We start from the raw sequence: 26,407 nt of genomic DNA on the forward strand, positions 1-26,407 counted from the left end.
GTTATTCCTCTTTTAGCGCAAGTTGCGTTGCAGCGCCTAGCGTATCAGTGTCATTGAGTTTGACTTGCATACCTTCACTTGGAAAATCTAACGCCGAGGTGATCAGTTGCTCACCATCATTTAAACCTTGTGATACGATAACCATACCATTGTGTTCTCTAACAATAGTGAGAGGTTTAAACGAAAGTGTTAAATCATCATTCATTACTGCGATTTTGCCGTTTTTCACTAAGTGATGAGGAACGATAATCGCATTATCTAGTTCACGCCCTGAAATAGTGGCATTGATATAAGAGCCAAAGCGCAGTGGCTGTTCACTGGCATAAGGGGTATTCACTTGTGCTACTAAATAACTCATTCGACTTTTTTGATCGATAACGCCTTCACTGCGCACAATTTTAGCTTGCCAGGTTGTTGGCTTGCCAGCGTAGTCAGCATTGAGCGTAACGTTTGCGCCGATACCGCTGTTAGTTAAATATTGCAGTTCTTTATCAGCCACTGGCAGACGAATTTCAGCAACTAAAGTCGAGCTGAGAGCGCCAAACGGGCTACCTGGGTTAACAACACTGCCTAAACTAATTGCCCGTTCAGAAATAATCGCATCATACGGTGCCTTAATATAAGTGCGCTCTAAATTTCGCTTGGCACGTTTTTCGGATGCTTGCGCTGCGCGATAGCGAGCAAGTTTTTCTGCTAACTGCGGTTTGCGTAAATATAATTGTGATGGGATCATTTGGTTTGAATCGTCTTTTATACGGTCCCATTCAGCCTGTGCTACATGTGCTTGTGCGCGTTCAATCTCTAAGTCCGAGCTTGCTTGCGCCAACCCAGCTTGAGCTTCAATTAACGCTGCTTCATAATCATTTGGATCTATTCGTGCTAGAATATCGCCTTGCTTAACAAAACCACCTTGCACAAATTGCTCAGAGACATACACCACTTGGCCACTTACTTGCGCAACCAGTGGAGTGTGATCTTTTGCTTTTACAACCCCATATGATTGAACATCTAGGGAAATTGCATCAAGGTGAATAGGGTTAACAGAGACCAATGGGCGTGTATCTTGTGCTGGTTTTTCTTCTGGCGGTTGTTTCATTGCAGAAAACGCAACCGCGAGACCTACACCCGTGATTAACACGGCAATAGGTAAGATGATTTGTTTTTTAGTAGCCACAGGGCTTTCCTCATAATTTGGTGACGTTGTGAGTATAATGAAGAAAGTGTTTACAAGGCGTATGAAGATGTAACAAGTCATTACACAATTAACATATTGATGAAATAAATCACAAAAGGGGCGAATTATGAACACATCAACAATGGCTTGTCGGTTGGGTTGTGGCGCATGTTGTATAGCGCCGAGTATCAGCTCGCCAATCCCAGGAATGCCACAGGGTAAAAAAGCGGGAGAACGCTGTATTCAGTTAGATAACAATAATTTATGTAAGTTGTTTGGTGATGAAAGCCGGCCGAAAGTATGTAGTGATTTTACTGCAACAATTGATGTATGTGGTAGCAGCAACGCGCAAGCATTGCAGTTGATCACTGAACTTGAACAGATGACATAAAAAACCGCATTCTAAAAATGCGGTTTAACAATTTTACATTTACCAGTTATAAGTTGCGCTCAGCGTGTATTGTTCACCACGCCCAGGTGTGCCGGGGATCTCTTCAAATGCTTCGCCCCATAGGTTATCAGCTGATAGTGTGATAAATAAGTTATCAAGTGTTGGCGGGGTTATTTTTAATGTGAGATGTGTAAATAACGCTTCATCATCACCGGTTCTTAATACATTTTCATGTTGTTTACGCCATTCGTTATCAATTCTAAATTCAAGCACATCCATAGGCTGCCAAACAGCACCGAGCGTGATACGGTGATCAGGAAAATTCAAGGCATAAAAACTGGCATCGATATCTGCTGCGCCATAACTTTCTGATTTATGCAGATACGTGTAACTGCTAATAAACTCAATAGTATCAAACTGTTTAGTTGCTAAAAACTCAATGCCCGCGGTGTCTATATCAACTGGGTTAGCGGCGCGGGCAGAAGTAGAGCTGTAGCTGTAGGTCCAATCAGTAAGATTTTCATCTTGGCGGTAAAAAATAGCTGAATCTAAGCGCCAAGATTGCTGTTCAAGTAATAAACCAAGCTCTAGGTTTTGAGTGGTTTCGCGCTCAAGATTATAATTACTTCTAAATAACCCACCTGATTCACTGCCACCAATAGCTGTGTATCCGGCTACTTGACTTGCCTGAGCAAACGATAAGTACACTGTGCGCTCTGTGCCATCATTATTTTGAGTACGCCAATTAAGATCCCCAAGCAGCGAAAATTGTGAGTCATCTCTATTCGTGTCGTCAAAAGCTGCCCCTAAGCGAATAGTCAATAATTGGTTAGCTGCAATGGCGGTTTGATATTCTGGTAACACACTTAATTTATAATAATTACGCGAGGTAAAGTTATTTTCAAGCGTGGTTGATTCAATCGAGTCCTCCATATATTGCGCGGAGTAATTTATTGCAAATGACTCAGTATTGTTATGGCGGCCTGATAGCGCGAGAGATTTTACCTGTGTTTGATGAAATGCTTCAAATGCGCTGGGGTTTTCACGTGAGTAAATATAATGGTCATCATTTTTGCGATAATAAGCGGATATTTCAAACGCACTCTGTTTAGCATAGCCTTGCTTATGGTTAAGGATAAATAATTGCGTATCCAGATCTTCGGTTTCGTTTACCCCAAATGGCGTATATAAGTTTGGCCAGCCAAAAAACTTTTGCTGCGAGCCATAAAATAAGTCTGTTTGTGATTGCGGGCCAGTTAATTGCACTCGGCCAGATGCACGGGTAAAGTCATGATCGCCATTGTCTATTGTGCCGTCACTTTGCGAGTGCGCGTAGTCACCTTGAAAACCTAACTGCCAATCAGGTTTTCCTGAAAGTGGCACATTGACTCCAGCATTGATGCTTTGTAAATTAAAGTCGTTATTACCCGTACCTAATGACACACTGCCACCAGTATTAATGGGCGTCCAACCAAACGATACCGTACCAACTGAACTATTTACACCATACAGGGCATTTTCGACACCAGTAAAAATATCTGCGGTATCTAGCATTTGCGGTGCAATAGGGATCTCAGCAAAATAATGACCTGATTGTGGGTCAAATAAAGTTGCACTGCCTACCCGAAAGCCGGTGTTTTCAAAAATACCGCCACGGATAGTCACATCCGCTTGTGCTTCGGCCATATTACGAGATTGCAAATCAACTCGCGGATCATATTCTAAGTTAGACACAGGGGCATCAAATGTACCAACGGGAAGTTGATTGGCCGTGGCTGAAGCGTGCACTGCGATTTGTTCAATCTCATCGGTATTGCTTTTTTGCTCGGCTGCTAATGTTAATGTTGAAAAACTACATAACAAGGTAGGTAATGCTAGGTGTACAGGTTTGATCACGTTAAAATCTCTTTGCGCTTATACTATTGTTTTAGTTGTGCAGTTAGGTACATCAGTTATTTTATTATTGAGTACATTCTTAGCACGTGATTAAAATAGGGCGTTATTGTATCTGATTGAGAAAAAATTGCATTTGCTAATCATGTATCTCTTTGGCTGTTCACTCTTAATTCTGCTAAACACTTGCTAGGTTGTACTCTATGAATACTGTTAATAATACTGATTTCGAAACCGTATATTTTGCTGGTGGTTGCTTATGGGGTGTACAAGAGTTTATTAAGCATTTACCTGGTGTAATAAGCACTGAAGCTGGACGTGCCAATGGGACAAGCAACACGACAGCGGGCGATTATGATGGTTATGCTGAATGTGTGCTTGTGGTGTTTGATACCAATAAGGTAGAGCTGCATACGTTGATCAGCTATTTCTTTGAAATTATTGATCCCTATAGTATTAACAAGCAAGGGGATGATGTTGGACCTAAGTACCGTACTGCTATTTATAGTAAACAGCCGACACACCTAACCATAGCACGTGATTATATTAACAAGCGAGATGATGCTGCTAAAATTGTGGTCGAAGTACTTCCTTTAACCAATTACGTAGCAAGCGATATAGAGCATCAAGACCGTTTAACTCACTTCCCCGATGACTACTGTCATATCCCACGAGTTTTACTACATAAATACAAAAACTAATGTAATAGATCTTAACTTCATATCTGCTTTAACATATCACGCTTAATATAAGCACCTAAAAGAATATTTTGGGCACAAAAAAGCTCACTTTAAAGTGAGCTTTTAAATAATCTGCTATAAATTATTTTTTAAGTTTTTCAGGCGGGAAGCCAGAAAGAATCGTTGCAACAGATTCTTTTACTGCTTCGTTACGCTCTTCTGGAGATTGTTTCTTTTGTAAACGACCTTCACGAGCACCACGCCATACTAGCTGGTTTGAAGCACGGTCAACAACATCAAGTACTAAAGTACCTACATCATATTCACGCGTTGTAGTTTGCGTATTATAGCCCATCCCCCAATAGTTCCACTGAGCGCCGTAACCAACGTTAAATGTATCCACGTCAATTTTTGTATCTACAGATGCATGGTAGTTAAGTAATACGTCGGCAGTAGCTGTGTCTGCTAATGTCATACCTTGCGCTTGTAATTGGGTATTTACCGCTTCACGAACACGCTGCTCCATTAACGGACTAATTTGATAGTTACCCGCGTTTGCTAATGTCGCTTGTGGAAACCAAGCAAATGTTTTGTAGTTGCTAAAATCAACTGATTTATCATAATCAACATCTGGTGTTTTTGCACAGGCTGCTAGCATAAGGACTGCTGCGGCAATTAGTAAGTTTTTCATGGTGTTTGCTCCTTGGCAAAATATATATAGCTACTTGTTTGATAACATAACATAAAAATAATTCAACTTAATATATTTTTACTGCTATTTTTCAAACTAAGTTCAATAAAATATAGCAATAGCAACTAAACTGTCAGTTTAGTTGCAGATTACTGAATAGTGAATTAACTATGCCCTATATTTCAGTATTTTTAGTGAGAGAGTCATGCTCCACTTCGATCCAATCTTTCTCATCCACCCAGTTTTGAGCACCATCTTTAACTGAGCGAATGGGCACAATGTAATCACAACTAATTTGTGGTTTCACTGAGGCGAATATTGGCACAAAACCAAAGCTTAGGGCTGTTTCAATAATCGCTTTTTGATTTTGTGGATCGATGTCTGCGGCTTCATCAATGTATATAGGTATACGGTATAAGTTTTGTTCTTGATCACTTAATAAATAGCGAATAAACAGCATACCGCACAATAATTTAATGGTGATCCGCGTACCATTTGAACCGGCTGAATCTATTTTTTCAAAATGCTCAGTTTCACCAGCTCGATTCACCACTTCAAAACGGATATCAAATAGATCAGTCAGGGTTAAACCGGCTTTATCAGAGGCAAGTTTAATTAAGTGATCTTTCGCTTCGTTTACTGCCGTTTCGCTATAGGGTTCTTGGCTGAGTAAATCCAAAGTATCACCTTGCTCAAATTGGCTTGAAGTACTGATGATCGTATCAATGCTATCAACCAACATTTTGCGGGGGATCACGTTAATTTTAAACGCTTGCAGGTTAGATATACGGTGCTGACTAATACCTTTGTTAAAGCTGTTCATTTCACGACGCAGCCTGTCTAAATCTTCACGTAGGCCTTTAATCGTGGCTGCAACTTCGGTAAGGGCCACACGGGCTTGGCGTTCAACAGCATCGCGTTCATTATCAATATTGTGAAATGCACTAATGAGTTTTTGGTATTTACTAAATTCGTCATTTTCGTTGTCAAACTTTGTGATACCGGCATTATAAATATGCAAATAGGTATTACGTACGTTGATATCAAAATTACGTAGCTCTTGGCAGTCCTTATTAAAGTGATGTACTAAATCGCTTAAGTTATCAAAGTCGATCTGAATATCGATCATATAAGGCGTGACTTTTCCGCTGTACAAATCAAGCGTATGGTCGATTCGCTCCGATTTTACTTGGCGCAGACGATCCGCTTGGCGTGATATAAGTTCTTTTTTAGACTTTATTATTGAGCGTCTATCAGCAATTGAGCCACTATTTGCTTGAATATCTTGTAAGTAATCATCAACTTGCTCGCGCTCTGCTAGTAATTGCTCTTTTAGCATGGCTTGTGCATCAATGGATTGCAGCATCACTTCAAATTGTTCAAAGCGTTTAAGCGCGCTTTCGGCACTGATTAGCTCATCATAAAGTGTATCTTTTTCTTTTTGCTTCTCAGCCACATTGGCCGCAACGTCTCGCTGTTGCTTAAATTCTTGCAATGAATTTTCAAGAGCATTTAACTGCGCTGTAAGTTGCTCTTTATTTTCACCACTTTGCATTTGTACCGCAGAGAGTTTTTTCAGTTTAATCGTTGCGCCGGGTAAGGTGAGTACGCCGCCTTTTACGTTTTCTGATAATTGCTCTAAAAACGCACCAAAGGCATCTTCGTCGGTAATAGTAATATCACCGTTGCTGGTGGTTGCAAACGAGAGAATATCAGGGTTTAAAATACGCGAAATTTCTTCGACTTCTTTGAGCGATAAATCCTCACGCATGCGTGTAAATAAGTTGAATTCAAGGTTTTTAAGTTGCAGTTTTAAACTTTTTATTTGCTTTTGAGTTTCGCTAATACGGTAATCAAGGGTATGTAAGCTTTGGCCTTGAGCACTATTAATTGAGTGCGAGAGTGACTCATAATCTTGCTTAAACTGAGCAAGGCTGACTTTTAACGTGGCTTTATTGACCAATTCAAACTCGGCTTTTAAAGCATTAAAATCTAAAAACCATTGCTCAATTTGAGTTTGCTTACGTTCAATATCACGAGATTGTTGTACATACAGTTGTTGTTTTTGTTCAAACTCGTGCTTTTCCTGTTCAATGTCTTCAAGTGCCAGATTCAGATCGTCTAGTTGAGCTTGTTGATAAGTATCAAAATCAATTAGAGCTTGATCTATTTTAGGTGCATAAGCCGCTAACTTACCTTTTAACACTGTTTGGTTTTCAAGCATTGATTCAAGCGCACTAATTGGTTCTTGCATTGATTCAAGGGCTTTTAATTCACGCTTAGCCCGATTTACTTTATCAAAAGAGCGACGCCACACTTCGTAAAAGTCTACTTTTGAGTTTGACATATGGCGTTCAAACACGCGTAACATAAAGCGTTTTACATCGGCTGCGCCGAGCTTATGTAAGTTCAAAATACGGCGGAAAATTTCTTTATAGATGGCCGAGTCTTGCACATTGTTGAGCGGGATCATTTTTAAGTTAATGTCGCCATCAAATGGCGTTGCGCCGCCAGTCAATAGGGCATTCAGCTCTTGGGCCTTAAGCTCAATCGGATTAAACCCTTGCTCTTTTAAGTGATTAAACAGCTTAGTGAACTTAATGATGGTTTTGCCTTGTGTATATTGCTCAAGGTCAAGTTTGCCTTGATAACAAAAAAACTGATGGGCGTAACCGGCAATTTTACCAAGCCCTGCCACCCCAATCACCACAGGTCCGTGGGGCAGATCGGCTTCGAGTAAAATATAAGATTGATCAGATGAAAAATAAAACTTACGGGTTTCGTCTAAATCATGGCCGTCCCATTCAGTGAGGCGTAAATCATTAATAAGGGGAAACTGTAGGGCGTTTATGACCGAGCTTTTACCGGTATTGTTAGGCGCACAAATTGAGCTGCTTTTATCAAGTGGAATAACACACTTGGCGTAACCTGCGGTATTTAATAATGCCAACTTACTGAGGCCGTATAGGTTTTTCATTATTCGTCCTCTCCAATATAGGTTTCTTCATTTACTTCCATTAGGGCATCAATATAGCGATAAATAGGGGCTTGTAGCATAAAACCAGTTTCGACTTCTCGGCTCAGGCCCAAACGTACCATACGTAAGTACACGTCTTTGCGTAAGTCAGAGCCAGAGAAAATCTCAAGCTGATCAAACAAGTGTTTATTCATTTGCACTAGCGTTTGCATCAGTTCTAAATCGCTTACTTCGTCAAATAAAGCGCGCATTGGATCTTTACCTGAGTTGGCGTAGTGCTCAATTAAAATGTAAATAGTTAGGGCAATTGCACGGGATATCTTGCCCATGTTTGGCGTGCTTTCATCACTGGCAAAATAGTAAAAACCACGGCTGTCGTGTTGTAAATCATGGCCAAGGGCGCTAAATAATGCGCGGTAGGCATCAATTTGTTGATCAAGCTCTTGCCACATTACAGTGTCTTGTTCGCTGATGTGATAGCCGGTGACTAATTTTTTATTAATCGCTTGTAGATGACTTAGTTCATCTAAATTTATTTGTGTCATAACGGTTACTCATTCCCTGTGTGTGGTGATACAACAGGCTTAGAATTAATTGGTTTGGTATTAAAAGGAAACAGTGAAAAATGTTGACCTGCGATTTTTACGCGCATTTTTTCATCGCTTTGACTGATTTCAATCTCACTGTCGCTGACCAGCTTTTGATATAAAAACAGCATTTCGTCAGCCTCAAGGTCGGGGTAGCTTTCCCCTAAAAAGGTTAATAATGGCTGCGGCTTTTTACGCTTAGAATCGAAGCGCTTTTTAAAGTTCGCTTTTACATTGTGGTAATCAGGAATATTAGGCGTTACAAAAGAGGGCACGTCTTGTTGATCGGGCAGTTCATATTCACTGTGTTCAAACTCAGCGAGTGCGGCCATGTAAGCAATAATATGGCGTTGTTGCCCTAATGAAAAGCGCTGTGTGTCAGACACAAAATTAGGCTGTACCGCAGTGAGCATATTATCAACGCCATTTTTGCGTACTAAACCGAGTACCTTAGCGGCTTGACGAGTGATCATATTATTACGGCGTAACTCTTCGCGCAGTGGCATTAACATATCAGCGCTTTTACGTAAGCTTTCTCGACCAACAAGGTGCATCTCTAAAATACGGGTGCGCAATCGCTCCAGCATACGTTTGTCTTGATAGGCTTTACCGCTGCGTTCAATACTTTCGATTTGGCTGCTTATCTGGGATTCAATAGTATTAAAACAGGCATGAAAACTACCGCGAATATCCACCATTTCTAGCATCGGTTCAATATATTCGTCAAAGGCTTCAATGACTGCTTGGTAACGTTTTTGCAGCGATTGAACAGCGTTATTCGCTTTAGCTTGTTCAACAATATTTAAAATTGCATTTTCATTGTGAGCAAATAACTTCATTATTTTGCGCACCCGATCATCCATAATGCGACTAAAGCGGCGCATTTCGTCGTAGTCTTCAATACTACCCGCATTATCTAAGCGATCGCCTAATCTGGCTAAATCGTCAACCAACACAGTGATCTCTTGTGCTAAACCTAGATGCTCTTCTTGTAATAAAAAAGTAGCAAAGTCTGCGATCGCACGGTTAATTTCTAGCTGCGATGACTTAGCTAATGGAATAATAATATCTTGGTTTAAAAGTCGGTTGGTTTCTTTGTATATGCGTTCATTTGACCATGTTGGCTGTTTTTGTTTGATCGCATTTTGTACGTCTTTTAGACTGAAGTCGGCCATTTTAAAACGTTTAAATAGTAGTTCTAACATTCCCCAGTGCTCTGTAAGGGTATTTAGCAACTTTTTAGCTGGGATCATAAAACTCCAAAAATCCTAATTTATACTGTGTTAGCTAATTTTTAAGCTCACAGTGATTAGTCGAATAAAAGTAAATTTACAATAGTTTTACACAGTCTTTGGTGCTAGACTGCGCGCCGTGTCGACCTGCGGCATATAGCATACAATTTTTACATTTTTATAAAGGTTGTTCAAACACCATGGTAACTACAATTATCCTAACCCTGATAGCGTTGGCATTTGTGCTCATCGTTATAGAGGATATTATCCATGTAAACAAGGCCAAAACCACGCTTTTCTTTGGTACTTTATGCTGGATTATCTTATTTATCTCGCCGCTCAACGGGCAAAGCCCCGAAAATGTACAACATCAACTTGATCACAATATTTTAGAGATTGCCACATTATGGTTGTTTTTAATGGCTGCAATGACCTTTGTTGCCTATTTAAACTCCAAAGGTTTTATCCAAAATATTGTGCACAGAGTCATGCCCAGTGCTATAAGCGAACGCAAGCTGATGTTTTTGATTGGTGGCTTTTCATTTTTATTCTCGTCGATATCAGACAATATTACCGCTACATTAATTTCGCTTGCGGTGGTTATGTCGTTAAAACTCGATCCGAAAAAGCTCATTAAATATGCCACCTTAATTATTTTTAGCGTGAACTCCGGTGGCGTATCACTGATCACCGGTGATGTGACGACATTAATGATTTTCCTTGATGGGAAAGTCAGTATCGCTAACTTATTGTTATTGGTCGTGCCGGCACTTGCAAGTGTGGCGTTGCTGGCGATTATGCTGTCGTTTGGCTTAAATGGTGCTGTTGAGTTCACCAAACAAGAAGAGCGCCGTATTGAAAAAACCGATATCACCATCGCGGTTATTTTCTTATCAACTATTATCGCTACACTGACATTCAGCGTACTTTACCACGTACCGCCGTTATTAACTTTCCTCTTTGGTTTATCGTTAATGTTTTTAGTTGCGCAATTCTTAATGCGTAAAAAAGACGTAAATAAAAAAATCATCGATTATATTCGAGAAATAGAATACGACACTTTGCTGTTCTTCGTCGGTGTGTTGTTACTCGTAGGGGCGTTAAAAGAAGTGGGCATGCTAAGCAAGTTCACGCACCTTTATGAGTTAATGCCAGCGCAGTATGCGAACTACCTAATGGGTATTTTATCAGCCGCAGTTGATAACGTACCGCTGACGGCTGCATTACTTAAAGCCGAGATTGTGATGAGTCCGCAGCAATGGCTATCGTTTACTTATGCAACTGGCGTAGGTGGCTCTATGCTAATTATCGGCTCGGCGGCCGGTATTATTGCTATGAGTAAAGTAAAAGCGCTCACATTTATGAGTTATTTACGTATGTCTGTGTATCTATTAATCGCGTATACGGTCGGTTATATAGGCTCATATATAGCAGGTAGCTTGATTTAATAGCTTTTATTATTAAAACAACTTGACAGCTAGACGTCTAAACGATAACTTTCAAAGCCCACTATATGTGGGCTTTGTTATTTTAATTGATAATTAGAGAATGCAATTAATCTAACATTCAGAAGAGGTGCGGTATTTAGGTACTTAATGTGAGGTGACGACTGCCTACGACCATTAAGGAGGGAAATATTCGCCGAGAAAAACAACTGCACGTCACAGTGGTTTTTCGGTTTATGGGGCTGAATCCTCAAAACTGTCACCAATTAGGTGGAGAGCTTCTGGCAGTGGACTTTTCTTATCGAGCACCCCCTTGCCAAGTTCTTCTTGTTTTATCGTGGTATGATTGCCACAAAAGGAGACGACATGAATACCCAATTAGCTGCTAATAATGAACAACAGTCAGCGAAAAATCAAAAATCAGATATCGTAGTAGCAAAATTTGGCGGTACCAGTGTGGCTAATTTTGATGCAATGAGCCGTTGCAGTGAAATTATTGTAGCCGATAACAATGTACGGGTAGTGGCAGTTAGTGCCAGTGCTGGCGTGACCAACCACCTAGTAACATTGTGTAAAAAGGATATCTCAAGTGATGAGCGCGCTGAAAATATTGCCGGCGTAGTAGCGATTCAAGACGCGATTTTAAATGAGTTGTCACTTGATGCAGACTTAGCTCATGGTTTTGAAGAAACACTAAAAGCATTTAAAGCCTTAGCAAGTGAAGGGGTTAAATCAAAACAACAACAAGATGAACTCCTGAGCTTTGGTGAGCGTTTATCATCGTATTTATTTACCCAAGTGCTGCGTTTAAATGGCTTAGAAGCTGTTCGTTTTGATGTTCGCCAAGTGCTTAAAACTGATAGCCAGTTTTCTAAAGCAACGCCAGATGTTGCAGCAACAGCTGCGGCAGCAAGAGAGCATTTAATTCCGCTTTTAAAAGATCATGTTGTAGTTACTCAAGGCTTTATTGGTAGCGACGCGCATGGGCAAACAACCACACTTGGTCGCGGTGGCTCAGATTACAGTGCGGCGTTATTAGCTGAAGCCGTAAACGCTAAGAGTGTACACATTTGGACTGACGTTGTGGGAATTTTTAGTACAGATCCACGTTTGTGCGTTAAAGCCACACCTATTGCCCGTTTAAGTTTTGATGAAGCGGCTGAAATGGCGACTTTTGGTGCCAAAGTATTACACCCAGCGACGATTTTACCCGCGAGCCGCAGCCACATCAGTGTATTTGTAGGTTCAAGTCGTGAGCCGGAGCGAGGCGGTACCTGGATCGAACGTGAAAAATCACAATTACCAGGTATTCGAGCGGTTACACAACGTAAAAACCAAATACTGCTAACGCTTAAAAGCCCTGAAATGTTACTAGCAAGTGGCTTTTTAGCCCGTGTATTTGCTATTTTAAGTGAGTTTAATATCTCGGTTGATTTGGTAACCACCTCAGAGATAAGCGTGGCAATTACGTTAGATAATGCACCGAATGCGTCACGTCCTGAACTTGATCAAGAGTGTTTAGACAAGCTTGCTGAGTTTTGCCATGTATCGGTTGAAAACAACTTAACCTTAGTGGCGTTAATTGGTTCAGAGATCCAATTACGTCAGCAACAAGTTAACTTAATGCAGGTGTTAAGTGATTTTAATATCCGCCTAATTTGCCACGGCGCAAGTAAACATAACTTGTGCTTTTTAGTTGAGCAAAGCGAGTCAGACTTAGTTGTCCAAGCTATTCATAGTCGTTTATTAGAAGCTCAGCACGGCGCGTAACGAGTCAATAGAATTTACCACAGAGCACTGCCAGTCAGTGCTCTTTTCACTTACTACACTAATATCAAATTCATTATATTGGCAGCTCACCGCCGCTAAGTTTGCTTGCGTCAGCTCAGTAAATACATTGGGGCTTAAGAGTTTGGCAATGGGCCGAGACGTAGCTTTCGCCAGCGCTTCTTTTAAAGTCCAAACTCTAAAAAAACGCTCAGCGCCTTGGTGTTCATTTTGCGTAATTAAATTGACCTCATCGATATGATAAAAATGCTTAGCGAGTTTTTCAAACGGGCGCTGTAAGTTTATTTTTTCAATATCAAAGCCAAATTGAATTCGGTCGATATTCAATGCCGCACCAACAAAACCATTTGAGTGCGACAGGCAACTACTTATTACTGTGCTACTACCCGCTATATGGATGAGTAATTTACTACTAGACTCGTCAAATTCAGAGCTTAGTTGATTTGCAGGTAGAGTGGTAAACTCAGGGAAACTGCGTTTGACCAAATACTTAAGTAATAACCGTGTTGCTAAATACTCTTGCTTTGCTTTATTACTCTTACGACGAGTGAATACCGTAAGTTCAAAAGGGCTTAATAATGTGTTTAGATTGAATTCATCAACATTTAATAACTGAGCATCAAATAACAAAATTGTTTGTGTATTGAGTGACTGTACAGTGTGCTCAATGATATCTAGTTGCTGTTGAAAGAATAACGCAGGCATAAAATCCACAATTAAAGTGATAAAAGAATAAATATGTTTATATTTTGTGCGGTTGTGCACGGGTTATTTAAGCCAAGGCAAATTTATTACTCACTGACTGTGAAATATGGTTTAATTCACAACAATGAAAATAATAACAGATTTGTAGATGTATGGCACAATTGCGTGATGGTTTTCAAAGCCGCCTTGGCTTTGTTTTAGCAGCGTCTGGCGCTGCGGTTGGATTGGGTAATATTTGGGGATTTCCTACGCAAGCGGCGAATCATGGCGGCGGTGCGTTTTTGCTGGTTTATTTTATTGTTATATTTTTATTGGCTCTGCCTGCTTTATATACTGAATTATATTTAGGTCATCAAGCTCAAGCTAATCCGGTTAAAGCGCTTAAAAAAGCATGGCAAGCTCAAGCACCAAATGTAGGCGCCGCAGCAGGTTATTTAGGTTTAGTGGGCGCCATTGTCATGTTGAGCTTTTATTCAATCGTGGCCGGTTGGATGCTAGCCTACGCGCTTGAGCCAATAAGTACATTCTTAGGCTTCACAGAGCTAAGCCAGTTTTTACAAACTGACTCGATGGTACGTAATTTTATATTTACACCATTGATGCTGCTCCTCACCGCGAGCATTATTCTCAAGGGGGTTAAGTCAGGTATTGAAACCTGGTCACGCCGTTTAATGCCACTGTTATTAGTATTACTTGTGGGGTTAATTGCCTATATAGCAACCCTTGATGGTGCCAGCGAAGGTTTTGCAGCCTATTTAGTGCCTGATTTTAGCCAAGTGCTCGAGCCAAGCTTAATTATTGCCGCAATGGGGCAGGCGTTCTTTTCGCTGTCGTTAGGCGTGGGTTGTATGATGATTTATGGCTCATATTTACAGCCTGATGCGAATTTACCACGCTTAACAGCCTCGGTTGCCTTGCTTGATACCGGGGTGGCATTTTTAGCGGGCCTATTAATTATTCCAGCTATTTATGTAGCGCAGCATAACGGCGTACAAGTATTTAGTGATGGAAAACTAGTGGGCGAGGGGCAGTTAATTTTTGCAATTTTGCCGCAGTTATTTAACACCATGGGTGAAGTTGGCTTGTTAGTTGGCTTACTGTTTTTTGTATTAATGTCGATTGCATCGCTGACTTCAACAATTTCATCAACCGAAATACCTGTCGCCTTTTTAGTTGAAAATCATCAAGTTGAACGTAAAAAAGCCACTTTCTTAGTGAGCTTGACGGTTCTTGCTGCTTCATCGCTGATTATCTTTAACTTTGATTGGTTATTTGGCTTAGTGATCATGGTGCTTACTCAGTACCAATTACCATTAATGGGGCTATTTTATTTTATTACCGTAGGGTGGTTATGGCACCGCGGCAATCAACTACATGAAGCAGCAACAGGCATGCGTTTTTGGTTTGCACAATACATCCGTTTTGTATGTCCGATACTAATGACAGCGGTGTTTGCTAATGTAGCATTTGGTTGATAATTTAGCCGTCAGCCGTCAGCCGTCAGCCGTCAGCCGTCAGCCGTCAGCCGTCAGCCGTCAGTTTTTTAGTTTTATCCAAGGAGGAATTATGAACATAGATGTGAAAGTACCGGTCTTTCCAGACTCAATACGCACAGCAGACATCGCAAAGCTTTATGTTAGTGAAGGTCAGCTAGTCTATGCCGGTGATGTGCTATTTGATGTTGAGACTGAAAAAGTCGTTTTAGAAGTTATGGCGGATTACAGTGGCATTATTGAGAATATAACGATTGCCAATGGTGATGCCGTTACTGGCGAGCAAGTTGTCATGACTATAAAACAGCTTGCCGACAGCGAACTGCCAGCACGACCCACAGCTCAACAGCTTCCACCGCGAGTAGATGGCTCAGAGAAAGACGCTATTGCTTCTCCTTGGTTGGCTAAACTAAATAAAAGTTTCATTATTGCTCTAGCAGTCGGCGCTTTAGCTATCCTTTTTGTGCTTGGGAAATAGCTAACATGACCAAATATGTAAGCCACCCGCTATATGGCAGCGAGCCAATTCCTTCAGGTAATAGCTATACAAAGCAAGAAATCGATAATGCCCATTGGCGCTATAAAAGTGTCCGCTGTTTTCCAGAAACAGCAATTCCCGCAGCAACCGAAAAACAAAGTTACAGTGTATATCCAAGGCAACTCTACATTGATATAGAAGAGAACTGTGTCGATTGTCACAAACCATTTATATTTTTTGCGAAAGAGCAGCAATACTGGTTTGAACAATTAAAATTTTGGATTGATGCACATGCAATCAAGTGCTTTGACTGTAGAAAGAAAAGCCGTGCAATAAAACAGCTGCAAATTCGCTATGCAAACTTAATCATTAAAGAATATCGCACGCCAGAGGAAACCCAATTACTCAAATCCAGCGCGCAGCAACTGTTTGATTTGGGTGTGATCAACAAGGTAAATAAACTAAACGCTATTCGTAAAATGTAAGTATCAATGTTTAAGTGACCTATGTTGTTAAGCCCTAACTTAACCTGTCAGATCCGATTCACAGGACATAACCAAACCTGATAGTCAGAAGTATGTCAATTGCAGACGTTGAGGGGTTTTAATGTCTGAAGTCAATATCTGGGGGCTGGAGGTTAGAGACCTCTGGCTACCCGATTATGTTTACATTTTTCCTAACGCTCGATCTACAGCCTGTTGCAAGTGTGGTGGCTGTTTGACTGGATATCTTTCTTCAATTATCGAGCTAATAGCGAATTGTAACTCTTTTGAAAGCGAAACAACACCTGAGCCTATAGAGGGTACATTGACAGGTTCAAACATATAACGTGCGTTGGTAAAAATATCTTTGTATAGTTCTAATTTTGACTCTAAATCTATGTGCGGCAGTCTTTCTTTTAATGCATCTTTGTCTACTTGATCAATTAATGAATACAATTCAGCAAGATTATGGCCGCGGATAACTTTTTTGTGCATCTTATATCCGTCAACTTGATGATCAGTGACCAAAAATGATTTCAAATAAATCTCTATGGATAGCGCTGCATTAATCGCAGCGACCCAGAGGCAACCTTCTATAGTAGATAGTACAGACGCAGCTTTTTGATATTGATTACCTGATGAGAATACTACAAGTTCTGGAATTCTTTTCATGATACCTCTTTGAATACAGTTTCGTCATTGTGACTAATCATACTGTTTTCCTTTTATAGTTTAATAAACCCAGAATATGCCCATAATACCGTTCCCGACACTGATACGATGTAAATATTTACCAAAGCTTTATATTTATTAGCCACAAACTTTTGGTGTTCAGTATTTGTCTTTTCCGCATACTCTTCTGATACTAAATTAGCACGTGCACCTTTTATTGTCGGCAGTTCCATCCAGGAATCACCAGATTTAATTACAGGGTTTTCTGAGTCTTTCTCAAAGTCTGGGTATACAGAATGAGTAAAGCCTAAAAGAAGAGAATATATTGTTAATAACGCACCGAATGCTCCAAGCCAGTTAAAATTTTTGTAATAGAAAGAAAGTGCTAAGTGAACTATTCCAAATAGAGATATAACTATAATAGATCCTGTCGAAAACATTACAGATTTCGAGCCAAACATCTTTAAAAATGTTTTAAATATCATACTTTGTATCATGTCCCTTATGTTGCATAAATGCATGGAAATCAGAATAAAACTTAAAGTTTATTTAGTTCCATTTGGTGGTTTATAACACACCAAAACGGCGTATATTACATACCCTGATAATTTCACCAATAATTACATTTGTAAACAAATAATTAGAACAGCTAGGAATTAAGCGTGTTATTTTACCCCAAAACGGTGTTTAATAATGTTATCGGACAAAATTAGGCTCCGACTCAAATAAGCAGGAATAAATTTAACTTTTTCAATGGCCGCTTTTAATTAATAACAGCCTTTAGCAAAGCTAAGTTGGTTGATTTTTTCTGCTCTGGTTTTTAAACTTTGATCTAGCATCTAGCATCTAGCATCTAGCATCTAGCATCTAGCATCTAGCATCTAACCTCATTTCACTTCATTACGCAGAGGGAGTTGATTGGCTATTTCATGGGCGTTTTGTATTGTAGTTTGGGCTATTTCACTTAATGCTTCTTTGGTAAAAAACCCTTGGTGCCCGGTGACTAATACGTTAGGAAAGCTTACCAATCGTGAAAAAACATCGTCTTGCATGATTTCGTCGCTGCGGTTTTTAAAAAATAGTTCAGATTCTTGCTCGTAAACGTCTAGTCCTAAATAACCGAGTTGCTTATTTTTCAGTGCAATAATACACGCTTTACTGTCAATGAGCGCGCCACGGGAGGTGTTAATTAGCATTGCGCCTTGCTTCATTTTAGCAAAAGCGTGCTCATTAATAAGGTGATGTGTTTGGTCGTTAAGCGGGCAATGTAAAGAGATCACATCACTTTGGCTTAATAATGTATCAAGGTCGCAAAGTGTATACTCACCTTGTTCGGCATAAGGATCACACACTAATACATTGGCACCAAAGCCATTGAGAATATTTATTAAGGCAAGACCAATTTTTCCACAACCAATAATACCAATGGTTTTTTTGAATAAGTTAAAACCAAGCAAACCGTTTAAATCAAAGTTATCTTCACGAATACGGTTATACGCTTTATGGGTTTTACGATTTAACGTGAGCATTAATGCGATGCAGTGTTCGGCAACGGCTTCTGGACTATAGGCCGGTACGCGGCATACTTTAATATTATGCGCTTTAGCGGCAGCTAAATCGACGTTATTAAAACCTGCGCAGCGTAGTAAAATAGATGTTACACCAAGTGCGGCAATGTGTTTTATTACCGCCTCATTGACTACATCATTTACAAAAACACAAACGGCATTAAAGCCTTGACACAAAAGCGCACTTTGTTCATTGAGAGCTTGTTCAAAGTGGCTGATGGAAATGCCTGTATAGTTAAGTAAACAGGCATCAAAAGACGCCTGATCATATTTCTGCGAACTGAAAAGCGCTATTGTCATTTGCGTCATTAAGGGTACTCTCTATCACCATTTTTAAGGTTTCGGGTTTAGTACGCGGTGCGTAGCGAACTGATAACTGTCCCTCAGAGTTTATAAGAAACTTGGTAAAATTCCATTTTATAGCACGATTTTGTGCAATTCCTCGGGTGTGAGCTTTTAGATAATTGAATAACGGGTGAGCCTCAGGGCCATTCACCATTACTTTACTAAATACCGGAAAACTAACATTAAACTGTTGTTGGTAAAAGTCTTTAATATCAGCATTGTCGATCGGCTCGTTGTAATCAAACTGATTACACGGAAATGCCAGCACAATAAAACCACTGGCTTTATATTGCTGATACAGCTTTTCTAGTGCAGCTAATTGCACCGAAAAATTGCAATTACTGGCGGTATTAACGATTAAAATGGTTTTACCTTTTAATTGGCTAAGAGAAAAATCCTCGCCGTTATAAAGTGGGGCGCTGAATTGATAGATGCTATCCATAGTGTACCTGCTGTGAACCGTCCATGAAGAAATTTAATGAAGACTTTTTCATTCGCTTTTTTACTATTCGGTTGAGATAATCAAAGTATCTTTTTAAGTTACCACTGAATTAGGACAGTTTTATGTCAATGAATGTTTCGTTTATCGGTTTAGGTGTTATGGGTTATCCAATGGCGGGTCACTTAGCTAATGCAGGTCATACTGTTACCGTATACAACCGCACTACAGCCAAAGCAGAGCAATGGGCACAGCAATATTCGGGCGAAGTGGCACTTACCCCTGCACTTGCAGCCAAAGGCGCGGATATAGTGTTTATGTGCGTAGGTAATGATGACGACTTACGTTCAGTGGTTTATGGCGAAAATGGTGTGCTTACTGGCATGGCTGATGGCACTATATTAGTGGATCACACTACAACGTCTGCTGAAGTTGCACGCGAAGTGTCTGCAAAGGCGGCATTACAAAACATCGCGTTTATTGATGCGCCGGTATCAGGTGGTCAAGCGGGGGCCGAAAATGGTGTACTCACGGTAATGGCTGGCGGTGATGCTGCGGTGTTTGCAAAAGTACAACCCGTGATGGCGGCATTTAGTCGCTTTAGCCAATTATTGGGTGAGGTAGGCTCTGGTCAATTATGTAAAATGGTGAATCAAATTTGTATTGCAGGTGTTGTGCAAGGTTTAGCCGAAGGGTTACATTTTGCCAAGCAAGCAGGCCTTGATGGCGAAAAAGTAATTGAGACTATCGCAAAAGGTGCGGCAGGCTCTTGGCAGATGGAGAACCGTCATAAAACAATGTTAGCGGGTGAATACGAATTTGGTTTTGCAGTCGATTGGATGCGTAAAGACTTAGGTATTGCCCTTGATGAAGCAAAAAGCAATGGCGCTACGTTACCGATGACTGCAACGGTTGATCAATATTACGCTGATGTACAAGCCCTCGGTGGCGGCCGCTATGATACGTCAAGCTTGTTAGCGCGTATTGAAGCACTGCATAAAAATTAATAACTTTAATTGTAGCTTAGCGCCTTAAATCATATTGACTAAGGCGCTTTATTTATTAACATCAAGCCGCTTACCGCTTACCGCTTACCGCTTACCGCTTACCGCTTACCGCTTACCGCTTACCGCTTACCGCTTACCGCTTACCGCTTACCGCTTACATACTCTGTGCGTAATTATAAAGCGCTTTGAGGATAGTAAGGTTCTTCTCATTATCGTCATGCTCATGGGCAAGGTTTTCGAGGGTGATCATAAAATCTTGTGCGCTGATCGACGGTTGATCTTCACCATGCATTAATTTGTTTTGGCAGTATTGACGCCATTGATCAAGCTCATCCTGATTTAGCGATTGCGGCCAGTTACGCGCACGATACTTAAATAATAAGTTATCAAACTTCTTATCTTCAAAATCAAGCTTCATACCCGCTAATTGTTCAGGACTGGCATCGCGAATAATGGCAAACTTAGCTTTATCGGCATGGCTAGTAAAGCCATCATACAGCATGTAATCCGTGTTAGTGGTTTTGCCGTAATCGGCTTTGTCGTTAAATACTTCAGTGACTTTATCGCGAAGGCTTGGGTTGGCTTTTAATACGGCAAGGTTTTTTAAACATTGCTCGCGGTCAATACCTAAACGGGCGGCATTTTCAGGTAATAACGTTTTAGCTGGCGCCAAAATAGGGCATTTGTTTAAGTGCACCAGTTTTAAACCAACAGGGAGTTCATCTTCACCCAGTTCGCTGCGTTTTGTGTAAAGGCGGGTACGTAATTCTTCTACTGATAAATCAATTAATACTTGTGGGTCTTCGGTTAAATTAAAACACACCACGGCATTTTTATTCGTCGGATGAAAGCTCATCGGCGCAATCCAACTGGTACAGCCTTGCGTGGCAGGAATGCGCGATGAGGTATGTACCAGCGGCGTCATATTAAATACATCAACAAGTTCAGCTAGGGCTTTTTTACCACGTAAACTAAAAAAGAAGTTATACAATTTAGGCTGCTTTTCTTTGATAAGTTTAGCCAAGGCAATGGTGGCGGTTACATCAGAAAGTGCATCGTGAGCCGCAGCGTGTTCAATACCATTGGCAACGGTTAAATGCTCCAGCTTAAAGCTTGGGCTGCCATCTTCTTTGAGCGGCCATTCAATGCCCTCAGGGCGCAGCGCATAACAAGCACGTACTAAATCAATAATATCCCAGCGACTGTTATTATTTTTATATTCGCGCTCGTATGGGTCATAAAAGTTGCGGTAAAAGCTATAACGGCTTACTTCATCATCAAAACGAATACTATTATAACCGGCTACGCAAGTATTAGGTACGCTAAACTCAGCATGGATCTTGGCAATAAATTCAGCTTCCACTAAACCTTTTTTCATCGCTACTTGCGGGGTAATTCCAGTGATCAAACACGCCTCAGGATGAGGTAAATAATCAGCCACCGGTTTGCAATATTCAATTAACGGCTCACCAATAATGTTTAAATCAAGATCGGTACGAATACCCGCAAACTGACTGGGCTTATCCTTTTGTGGGCTCGCCCCCCACGTCTCATAATCGTGCCAATAAATTGTTGCTTGATTTTGCTCTTGATAAGCCATGTAAAAACCCTTTAAGTTAGCTCGATACGGTTGAAAAACCGCCAAGTTACTAAATTCATGAATTATTTAGATTATGGCACAGCGACGGAGGACTTTATAGGTTTGGATGATGAAATGATGGTACGTATATTAAACCGTTTGTAGTTAGGTATAGCTCTCGGTACAGCAGATTAATTTAATATTTAATCAAGTTCACTTTTACAGGGCTTTTTCAATGCTTATGCATAAAAAATCCGTACTGCCGAACATCGTAGTTACAAGGCTCTATTCTCACAAATATGTATTTAAAATAGGCACTTGGAGCGCTTTTGTTTGCACTATTTACATATCTATACGTTGATAATAGAAACCATTTGTATTAACATGCCGCCCCTAATTCTTTTGCTCTTTAATTAGTTGGTTAATTAAACTAATTGCTTTTTCCCCTAGGAAAGTATGTAAATGCTTAATTCATTTAAATTATTACCTTTATCCGCTGCTATTTCTTTAATAGTCACTTCATCACCGATTTTAGCCCAAGACTCAACCACAATAAAACCAGCAGAAAAAGGCAGCCTTGAAACAATTACTGTTACTGGATCATTTACAGTGAATGAAGTCGTTGATACTGCGACGGGCTTAGGTTTAACCCTGCGTGAAACACCGCAATCAGTTACTGTTATTACCAAACAGCAAATTCAAGATCAGGCACTTGATACAATAATCGATACTGTTAACAGCGCTGTAGGTGTGTCATCTGAAGCATTTGATAATGTAAGAAATAATTTAAGTTCTCGTGGTTTTGAAATTAGTAACTACCAAATAGATGAAGTGCCAATAGCGTGGAGCCTGGCTGCCAACTCGGGTGAAACAATCAGCGATGTTTCCATTTACGAACGTGTTGAGTTTGTTAGAGGCGCTACGGGCTTACTCACTGGCGTTGGTGATCCGTCTGCATCGATTAACCTAGTTAGAAAGCATGCAACAAGTACGGAACTAACAGGAAATGTGAGTGCCGCGATTGGTAGCTGGGACAACAGAGAGATCAAAGCTGATATAGCTACAGGCCTGAATGATTCTGGTTCAGTTCGTGGTCGGGTAGTGGCGAAATATGAAGAAAGCGACTCCCACATGGATTTATATCAAGATGAAACTAAAGTCTTGTACGGAGTTATTGAAGCTGACTTAACCGAAAATACGCTCATACGTTTTGGTGGAAGTTATCAAAAGAATACGCCTACTTCACCAACCTGGGGTAATCTCCCAGGTTTTTATTCAGATGGTACAAAAACTGATTGGGAAATATCTAAAACGACAGCTACAGACTGGAGTGAGTGGGATACAGAGAATACTAATTTGTTCGTTAATTTAAACCATGTACTTAGTAATGGTTGGGAATTAGTTGCTAACTACAACAAAATCAAATATATGAAGGAGTCAAAGCTAGTTTATTTATGGGGTACTGTTGATAAAGAAACGGGTGAAGGGCTCGGTAGCTCTCTTTATAAAAGTAAAGGCGACAGCGATCAAGATAGTATTGATTTTCAGTTGAAAGGTGATTATTCGTTTTTTTCACAACAACATGAATTTGTACTAGGTGCTTTATATAGCAAGCAATCTACTGTCTCGACATCTTACGAAACGCTTGGTGATATTGCGGATGTAGGTAACTTTTTTGAATGGGATGGCAGTTTTGCAGAGCCAACTTGGGGCGATGAAGAGATAGTCGATGTAGACATGGATACCGAGCAAAAAGGACTATATGGTGCTACTAGGCTATCGGTGAGTGATTCATTTAAAGTCATTGTCGGTGGGCGCATTGCCAGCTGGGAGCGCAAAGGAAGCAACTACAGTGTTGACACTGAATTTGGCGATACGGGTGTTTTCATTCCATATACTGGTGCCCTTTATGATTTAACGCAAAATCACCGTGTGTATATTAGTTACACAGAAATATTTAAACCGCAAAGTGCTCAAGACCGAAATGGTGACTTTTTAGCGCCAATTGAAGGTAAAAGTTATGAAGCGGGTCTTAAAAGCAGCTTCTTAGATGATATGTTTCATACCAACCTTGCGCTGTATACGATTGAGCAAGATAACGTAGCGCAAGCGGATCCTGGCTTCATAATTCCTGGCACTGTAAATTCACAAGCGCAACGTGCAGCAGAAGGTGCAACAAGTAGAGGTTTTGAATTTGAGGTTGTAGGACAGCCTGTAGATGGTTGGAATATTAACGCTGGTTATTCTCAGTTCGAAGCTGAAGATGCTGATGATGTTAAAGTGAATACTCAAATGCCACGCAAGCAGTTTAAATTATTTACAACCTATAGACTAATTAGTTTACACCCTGATTTAACTATTGGCGGCGGCATTAATTGGCAGAGCAAAACCTATGGACAAAGTGTAGAGCAGGGCGCTTACGCGTTAGTTAACTTTATGGCTCGTTACGATATTAATAGCAATATGCAAGTACAGCTAAATGTTAATAACCTACTCGATGAAGAATATTACAGTCGAGTCGCTTCACGTGATCAATATCGCTACGGCGTTCCTAAAAACTATAATCTGAGCTTTAATTATTCCTTTTAATAACTCCTGTAATATGCCCTATTTCCGTTTACGCTGAATAGGGCATATTACATTTTGTGAACTACCATCCATCTCTTTTCTCAAATTAGAGTAATTATATTAAAGTAATATTTTATTGAATTCGTATCATGATATTATTAGATTTTTATTTCATTAGGTTTATATAAATGCGGGCATCTACAGTAAAAGTATGGGAATTAGTGCATAAATGGACGAGCTTGATTTGCACACTTTTCTTATTGATGTTGTGCATAACGGGTTTGCCACTGATCTTTCATGATGAAATTGATGAAGCGTTAAACCCCGATGTATGGCAACCTAAATACCCACAAGCAGAGCATTTAACCCTAGATGAAATACTTGAGATAGCCCTTACGAATCGTGAAGGTGAGCAAGCTATTTATATGAGTTTTGATATTCTGCGCCCGGTCATTAATATAACAAGTGGCCCAACAGCAGATGCGCCGAGCAGTGAGATGCATTTCGCTTCCTATGATCTAACCAGTGGTGAGTTAGTACCGCCATCAGATGTGGGCGAATCTGTGATGGAGTTTATTTTACAATTACATACCGATATGTTCTTAGGTTTACCCGGTATGTTGTTTCTAGGGGCAATGGGTGTTTTATTTGTAATATCAACTATCAGCGGCGTAGTTATATACCGTCAATATATGCGCAAACTTAATTTTGGAACAATACGCCGACATAAATCAACACGGCATAAGTGGTTGGATTACCATAATTTATTTGGAATTGTTACTGTTGCTTGGGTGTTAGTTGTGGGGGTAACAGGGGTTATTAATACACTTGAAGAACCCATTTTAGATACTTGGAGGGATAATAATTTAAAGCAGTTGTTGTCTGAGCACCAAGGTGGAGCTATTGTTGAGCCTAGCGCTTCATTAACTGAGGCCGTTAAACAAGCCAAGTTAATCGCACCAAATATGACCTTACAGTTTGTTGCCTTCCCTGGTAGTAAATTTTCAAGTAATCAGCATTACGCCATTTTCTTGCATGGCAATACGCCATTAACAAAGGAGCTTATTACTCCTGTATTGGTTGATGCAACTAATGGTGACGTAATTGGACTAACTGAAATGCCTTGGTATGGCAAAGTACTCTCTTTATCAAGGCCACTGCATTTTGGAGACTATGGGGGATTATTTCTTAAAATATTATGGGCAATACTTGATATCATCACCATTATTATTCTAGGCAGTGGGCTGTACCTTTGGTATCAAAAGAATAAAAAAACTAATTTTAATACAACCAGTAAAAAAAGTGCGGAGTAGCTTACTGATGGCCAAACAGCTTTCTCGTTGGCAAATTTTCAAGTTGCCAATTATCTTATTTATACTTTCTATAACAGGCATAGTTGCCGCTTTGCTTGTTGATGGCGAAATTGACTTACTTGCAAGCTTAGCGCTCGCCTCAACCCTGATAGTCACCGCGTGGTATATCTTAAAGTAAAAAAAACTCCCAAATACACAGCTAAACTGCTGTGTTAGAGCGTAACTGGATATCTATTCGGCTCTCTATTTTCATGTAGTGAGTCGCTCTATTTTTTATAGAAAATTCAGAATACGAACTGAGAACAGCCCTATCAATACTTAAATTGACTTTATCTCCAAGAACTCGACGGTTAATGCCGGTGGAAAAATGATCCCAGAGTAAGTAGGCTACAGTGTAGGGTATGGCAGTCCCTCCGAGCTTAATAGAGAGTATAATACCAATCGACTTAAATATTTAACCATTCTAGCGGGCTAAATAAAGCGCTAACTGCGTTATAAATTTTTCATGTAGAACAAATACATGTCAAAATTTACGCCTTGTTATCACGTCATTTATCTGTCGCTATAAATGGTCAGTAACTTAACACGATTGGTATAAACAACTGTATGAGATGCCTGCTGAGAAAGATGTTGAGCAGTTAAAGACTAATTAACTCAGTCATGGTTTTGTCAGTTTAAGTAAAAACTAAAAAGACATATGAAAACGTGAATTACAAAGCGTATCCAAATGGGTTTTAGAAGTTAGCTTTCAATTTAGTGTAAGTGCAGGAGATTTAAGGGAAATAAATGGTCGGTATGGAGAGATTCGAACTCTCGACCCCTGCCACCCCATGACAGTGCGCTACCAAGCTGCGCTACATACCGACGTTGCAAGCAATAGTACGTATATTTTTTCAAAAA

Annotated in this window: 23 protein-coding genes, 1 tRNA gene and 1 riboswitch; of the genes, 11 read left to right on the forward strand and 13 right to left on the reverse strand. The window is 40.2% G+C overall.

Translation table 11 applies throughout. The features are described from left to right. Position 1: 1 nt before the first annotated feature. A complete protein-coding gene (locus KAN5_RS04445) occupies positions 2 to 1,174 on the reverse strand; it encodes an efflux RND transporter periplasmic adaptor subunit (protein ID WP_244390593.1) in 1,173 nt (390 codons plus the stop codon). 127 nt (positions 1,175 to 1,301) lie between these two features. Here KAN5_RS04445 and KAN5_RS04450 point away from each other — a divergent pair, with 127 nt between their 5' ends. Continuing rightward, positions 1,302 to 1,565 (forward strand): YkgJ family cysteine cluster protein, encoded by a 264-nt coding sequence (locus tag KAN5_RS04450; protein ID WP_244390594.1) that lies wholly within the window; start codon positions 1,302 to 1,304, stop codon positions 1,563 to 1,565. Between the two features lie 39 nt (positions 1,566 to 1,604). On the opposite strand, the gene KAN5_RS04455 is transcribed toward KAN5_RS04450, so the two are convergent. Beyond that, entirely contained in the window at positions 1,605 to 3,428 is a 1,824-nt protein-coding gene (locus KAN5_RS04455; RefSeq protein WP_244390929.1) for a TonB-dependent receptor, read from the reverse strand. Between the two features lie 233 nt (positions 3,429 to 3,661). Here KAN5_RS04455 and KAN5_RS04460 point away from each other — a divergent pair, with 233 nt between their 5' ends. Then, positions 3,662 to 4,159: a peptide-methionine (S)-S-oxide reductase gene (locus KAN5_RS04460; RefSeq protein ID WP_138555444.1), complete on the forward strand. Its 498-nt coding sequence runs from the start codon at positions 3,662 to 3,664 to the stop codon at positions 4,157 to 4,159. 121 nt (positions 4,160 to 4,280) lie between these two features. On the opposite strand, the gene KAN5_RS04465 is transcribed toward KAN5_RS04460, so the two are convergent. From KAN5_RS04465 to KAN5_RS04480, 4 genes are all read right to left on the reverse strand, one after another. Continuing rightward, positions 4,281 to 4,829, reverse strand: a complete 549-nt coding sequence (locus KAN5_RS04465; protein WP_244390595.1) for a DUF4136 domain-containing protein — start codon at positions 4,827 to 4,829, stop codon at positions 4,281 to 4,283. A 175-nt stretch (positions 4,830 to 5,004) separates the two neighbouring features. Continuing rightward, on the reverse strand, positions 5,005 to 7,806 hold the full coding sequence (locus KAN5_RS04470) for an ATPase (protein WP_244390596.1): 2,802 nt from the start codon (positions 7,804 to 7,806) through the stop codon (positions 5,005 to 5,007). Further along, positions 7,806 to 8,351, reverse strand: a complete 546-nt coding sequence (locus tag KAN5_RS04475) for a hypothetical protein (RefSeq protein WP_016707394.1) — start codon at positions 8,349 to 8,351, stop codon at positions 7,806 to 7,808. Before KAN5_RS04475 ends, KAN5_RS04470 begins: the two co-directional genes overlap by 1 nt. A gap of 5 nt (positions 8,352 to 8,356) precedes the next feature. Next, positions 8,357 to 9,646: a hypothetical protein gene (locus KAN5_RS04480; protein ID WP_244390597.1), complete on the reverse strand. Its 1,290-nt coding sequence runs from the start codon at positions 9,644 to 9,646 to the stop codon at positions 8,357 to 8,359. A gap of 179 nt (positions 9,647 to 9,825) precedes the next feature. On the opposite strand from KAN5_RS04480, the gene nhaD reads away from it, so the two are divergent. Beyond that, a complete protein-coding gene (gene nhaD / locus KAN5_RS04485; RefSeq protein WP_016707392.1) occupies positions 9,826 to 11,073 on the forward strand; it encodes a sodium:proton antiporter NhaD in 1,248 nt (415 codons plus the stop codon). A gap of 114 nt (positions 11,074 to 11,187) precedes the next feature. Further along, positions 11,188 to 11,359: riboswitch (Lysine riboswitch) on the forward strand. Positions 11,360 to 11,436: 77 nt separating this feature from the next. Beyond that, complete coding sequence (lysC, locus tag KAN5_RS04490) at positions 11,437 to 12,840, forward strand: lysine-sensitive aspartokinase 3 (RefSeq protein ID WP_244390598.1); 1,404 nt, start codon at positions 11,437 to 11,439, stop codon at positions 12,838 to 12,840. Here lysC and KAN5_RS04495 read toward each other — a convergent pair. Next, entirely contained in the window at positions 12,817 to 13,563 is a 747-nt protein-coding gene (locus tag KAN5_RS04495) for a 4'-phosphopantetheinyl transferase superfamily protein (RefSeq protein ID WP_244390599.1), read from the reverse strand. The genes lysC and KAN5_RS04495 overlap by 24 nt on opposite strands. Before the next feature lie 152 nt (positions 13,564 to 13,715). On the opposite strand from KAN5_RS04495, the gene KAN5_RS04500 reads away from it, so the two are divergent. The 3 genes from KAN5_RS04500 to KAN5_RS04510 all read left to right on the forward strand — a co-directional run bounded on the left by KAN5_RS04500 (position 13,716) and on the right by KAN5_RS04510 (position 16,019). Further along, positions 13,716 to 15,038, forward strand: coding sequence for a sodium-dependent transporter (locus tag KAN5_RS04500; RefSeq protein ID WP_244390600.1), 1,323 nt, complete (start codon positions 13,716 to 13,718; stop codon positions 15,036 to 15,038). Positions 15,039 to 15,129: 91 nt separating this feature from the next. Further along, on the forward strand, positions 15,130 to 15,534 hold the full coding sequence (locus KAN5_RS04505) for a biotin/lipoyl-containing protein (protein WP_138554404.1): 405 nt from the start codon (positions 15,130 to 15,132) through the stop codon (positions 15,532 to 15,534). A gap of 5 nt (positions 15,535 to 15,539) precedes the next feature. Beyond that, on the forward strand, positions 15,540 to 16,019 hold the full coding sequence (locus tag KAN5_RS04510) for a zinc-ribbon domain containing protein (RefSeq protein WP_244390601.1): 480 nt from the start codon (positions 15,540 to 15,542) through the stop codon (positions 16,017 to 16,019). Between the two features lie 180 nt (positions 16,020 to 16,199). On the opposite strand, the gene KAN5_RS04515 is transcribed toward KAN5_RS04510, so the two are convergent. The 4 genes from KAN5_RS04515 to KAN5_RS04530 all read right to left on the reverse strand — a co-directional run bounded on the left by KAN5_RS04515 (position 16,200) and on the right by KAN5_RS04530 (position 19,043). Continuing rightward, on the reverse strand, positions 16,200 to 16,688 hold the full coding sequence (locus KAN5_RS04515; protein ID WP_244390602.1) for a hypothetical protein: 489 nt from the start codon (positions 16,686 to 16,688) through the stop codon (positions 16,200 to 16,202). A gap of 53 nt (positions 16,689 to 16,741) precedes the next feature. Next, complete coding sequence (locus KAN5_RS04520) at positions 16,742 to 17,173, reverse strand: hypothetical protein (protein WP_244390603.1); 432 nt, start codon at positions 17,171 to 17,173, stop codon at positions 16,742 to 16,744. Between the two features lie 402 nt (positions 17,174 to 17,575). Then, positions 17,576 to 18,556 (reverse strand): 2-hydroxyacid dehydrogenase, encoded by a 981-nt coding sequence (locus KAN5_RS04525; RefSeq protein ID WP_016707385.1) that lies wholly within the window; start codon positions 18,554 to 18,556, stop codon positions 17,576 to 17,578. Next, positions 18,522 to 19,043, reverse strand: coding sequence for a redoxin domain-containing protein (locus KAN5_RS04530; RefSeq protein ID WP_016707384.1), 522 nt, complete (start codon positions 19,041 to 19,043; stop codon positions 18,522 to 18,524). Before KAN5_RS04530 ends, KAN5_RS04525 begins: the two co-directional genes overlap by 35 nt. 122 nt (positions 19,044 to 19,165) lie before the next feature. Between KAN5_RS04530 and KAN5_RS04535 the strand changes: the two genes are divergently transcribed. After that, entirely contained in the window at positions 19,166 to 20,047 is an 882-nt protein-coding gene (locus tag KAN5_RS04535) for an NAD(P)-dependent oxidoreductase (RefSeq protein ID WP_244390604.1), read from the forward strand. Between the two features lie 154 nt (positions 20,048 to 20,201). Here KAN5_RS04535 and sbcB read toward each other — a convergent pair whose 3' ends face one another. Continuing rightward, positions 20,202 to 21,647: an exodeoxyribonuclease I gene (gene sbcB / locus KAN5_RS04540; protein ID WP_138555884.1), complete on the reverse strand. Its 1,446-nt coding sequence runs from the start codon at positions 21,645 to 21,647 to the stop codon at positions 20,202 to 20,204. Positions 21,648 to 22,088: 441 nt separating this feature from the next. Between sbcB and KAN5_RS04545 the strand changes: the two genes are divergently transcribed. From KAN5_RS04545 to KAN5_RS04555, 3 genes are all read left to right on the forward strand, one after another. Beyond that, positions 22,089 to 24,215 (forward strand): TonB-dependent siderophore receptor, encoded by a 2,127-nt coding sequence (locus KAN5_RS04545; protein ID WP_244390605.1) that lies wholly within the window; start codon positions 22,089 to 22,091, stop codon positions 24,213 to 24,215. Positions 24,216 to 24,382: 167 nt separating this feature from the next. Further along, the gene (locus tag KAN5_RS04550) at positions 24,383 to 25,507 is read left to right on the forward strand and encodes a PepSY domain-containing protein (protein WP_016707380.1); all 1,125 of its coding nucleotides are present in this window, start codon (positions 24,383 to 24,385) and stop codon (positions 25,505 to 25,507) included. A 7-nt stretch (positions 25,508 to 25,514) separates the two neighbouring features. Continuing rightward, complete coding sequence (locus KAN5_RS04555) at positions 25,515 to 25,685, forward strand: hypothetical protein (RefSeq protein WP_171039043.1); 171 nt, start codon at positions 25,515 to 25,517, stop codon at positions 25,683 to 25,685. 609 nt (positions 25,686 to 26,294) lie between these two features. Here the strand turns inward: KAN5_RS04555 and KAN5_RS04560 are convergent. Further along, positions 26,295 to 26,371: transfer RNA gene (locus KAN5_RS04560), tRNA-Pro, on the reverse strand. Between the last annotated feature and the right edge of the window lie 36 nt (positions 26,372 to 26,407).

The organism is Pseudoalteromonas sp. KAN5 (assembly GCF_022846535.1).
Lineage (GTDB): Bacteria > Pseudomonadota > Gammaproteobacteria > Enterobacterales > Alteromonadaceae > Pseudoalteromonas > Pseudoalteromonas haloplanktis.

Bases quoted from the DNA above. Each gene is read 5' to 3' on its own strand.
- KAN5_RS04525 (WP_016707385.1), bottom strand. From the start codon at position 18,556: ATGACAATAGCGCTTTTCAGTTCGCAGAAATATGATCAGGCGTCTTTT.
- KAN5_RS04480 (WP_244390597.1), bottom strand. From the start codon at position 9,646: ATGATCCCAGCTAAAAAGTTGCTAAATACCCTTACAGAGCACTGGGGA.
- KAN5_RS04465 (WP_244390595.1), bottom strand. From the start codon at position 4,829: ATGAAAAACTTACTAATTGCCGCAGCAGTCCTTATGCTAGCAGCCTGT.
- KAN5_RS04470 (WP_244390596.1), bottom strand. From the start codon at position 7,806: ATGAAAAACCTATACGGCCTCAGTAAGTTGGCATTATTAAATACCGCA.
- KAN5_RS04495 (WP_244390599.1), bottom strand. From the start codon at position 13,563: ATGCCTGCGTTATTCTTTCAACAGCAACTAGATATCATTGAGCACACT.
- KAN5_RS04545 (WP_244390605.1), top strand. From the start codon at position 22,089: ATGCTTAATTCATTTAAATTATTACCTTTATCCGCTGCTATTTCTTTA.
- nhaD (WP_016707392.1), top strand. From the start codon at position 9,826: ATGGTAACTACAATTATCCTAACCCTGATAGCGTTGGCATTTGTGCTC.
- KAN5_RS04475 (WP_016707394.1), bottom strand. From the start codon at position 8,351: ATGACACAAATAAATTTAGATGAACTAAGTCATCTACAAGCGATTAAT.
- KAN5_RS04515 (WP_244390602.1), bottom strand. From the start codon at position 16,688: ATGAAAAGAATTCCAGAACTTGTAGTATTCTCATCAGGTAATCAATAT.
- KAN5_RS04550 (WP_016707380.1), top strand. From the start codon at position 24,383: ATGCGGGCATCTACAGTAAAAGTATGGGAATTAGTGCATAAATGGACG.
- lysC (WP_244390598.1), top strand. From the start codon at position 11,437: ATGAATACCCAATTAGCTGCTAATAATGAACAACAGTCAGCGAAAAAT.
- KAN5_RS04535 (WP_244390604.1), top strand. From the start codon at position 19,166: ATGTCAATGAATGTTTCGTTTATCGGTTTAGGTGTTATGGGTTATCCA.
- KAN5_RS04500 (WP_244390600.1), top strand. From the start codon at position 13,716: ATGGCACAATTGCGTGATGGTTTTCAAAGCCGCCTTGGCTTTGTTTTA.
- sbcB (WP_138555884.1), bottom strand. From the start codon at position 21,647: ATGGCTTATCAAGAGCAAAATCAAGCAACAATTTATTGGCACGATTAT.
- KAN5_RS04520 (WP_244390603.1), bottom strand. From the start codon at position 17,173: ATGATATTTAAAACATTTTTAAAGATGTTTGGCTCGAAATCTGTAATG.
- KAN5_RS04460 (WP_138555444.1), top strand. From the start codon at position 3,662: ATGAATACTGTTAATAATACTGATTTCGAAACCGTATATTTTGCTGGT.
- KAN5_RS04450 (WP_244390594.1), top strand. From the start codon at position 1,302: ATGAACACATCAACAATGGCTTGTCGGTTGGGTTGTGGCGCATGTTGT.
- KAN5_RS04555 (WP_171039043.1), top strand. From the start codon at position 25,515: ATGGCCAAACAGCTTTCTCGTTGGCAAATTTTCAAGTTGCCAATTATC.
- KAN5_RS04505 (WP_138554404.1), top strand. From the start codon at position 15,130: ATGAACATAGATGTGAAAGTACCGGTCTTTCCAGACTCAATACGCACA.
- KAN5_RS04530 (WP_016707384.1), bottom strand. From the start codon at position 19,043: ATGGATAGCATCTATCAATTCAGCGCCCCACTTTATAACGGCGAGGAT.
- KAN5_RS04510 (WP_244390601.1), top strand. From the start codon at position 15,540: ATGACCAAATATGTAAGCCACCCGCTATATGGCAGCGAGCCAATTCCT.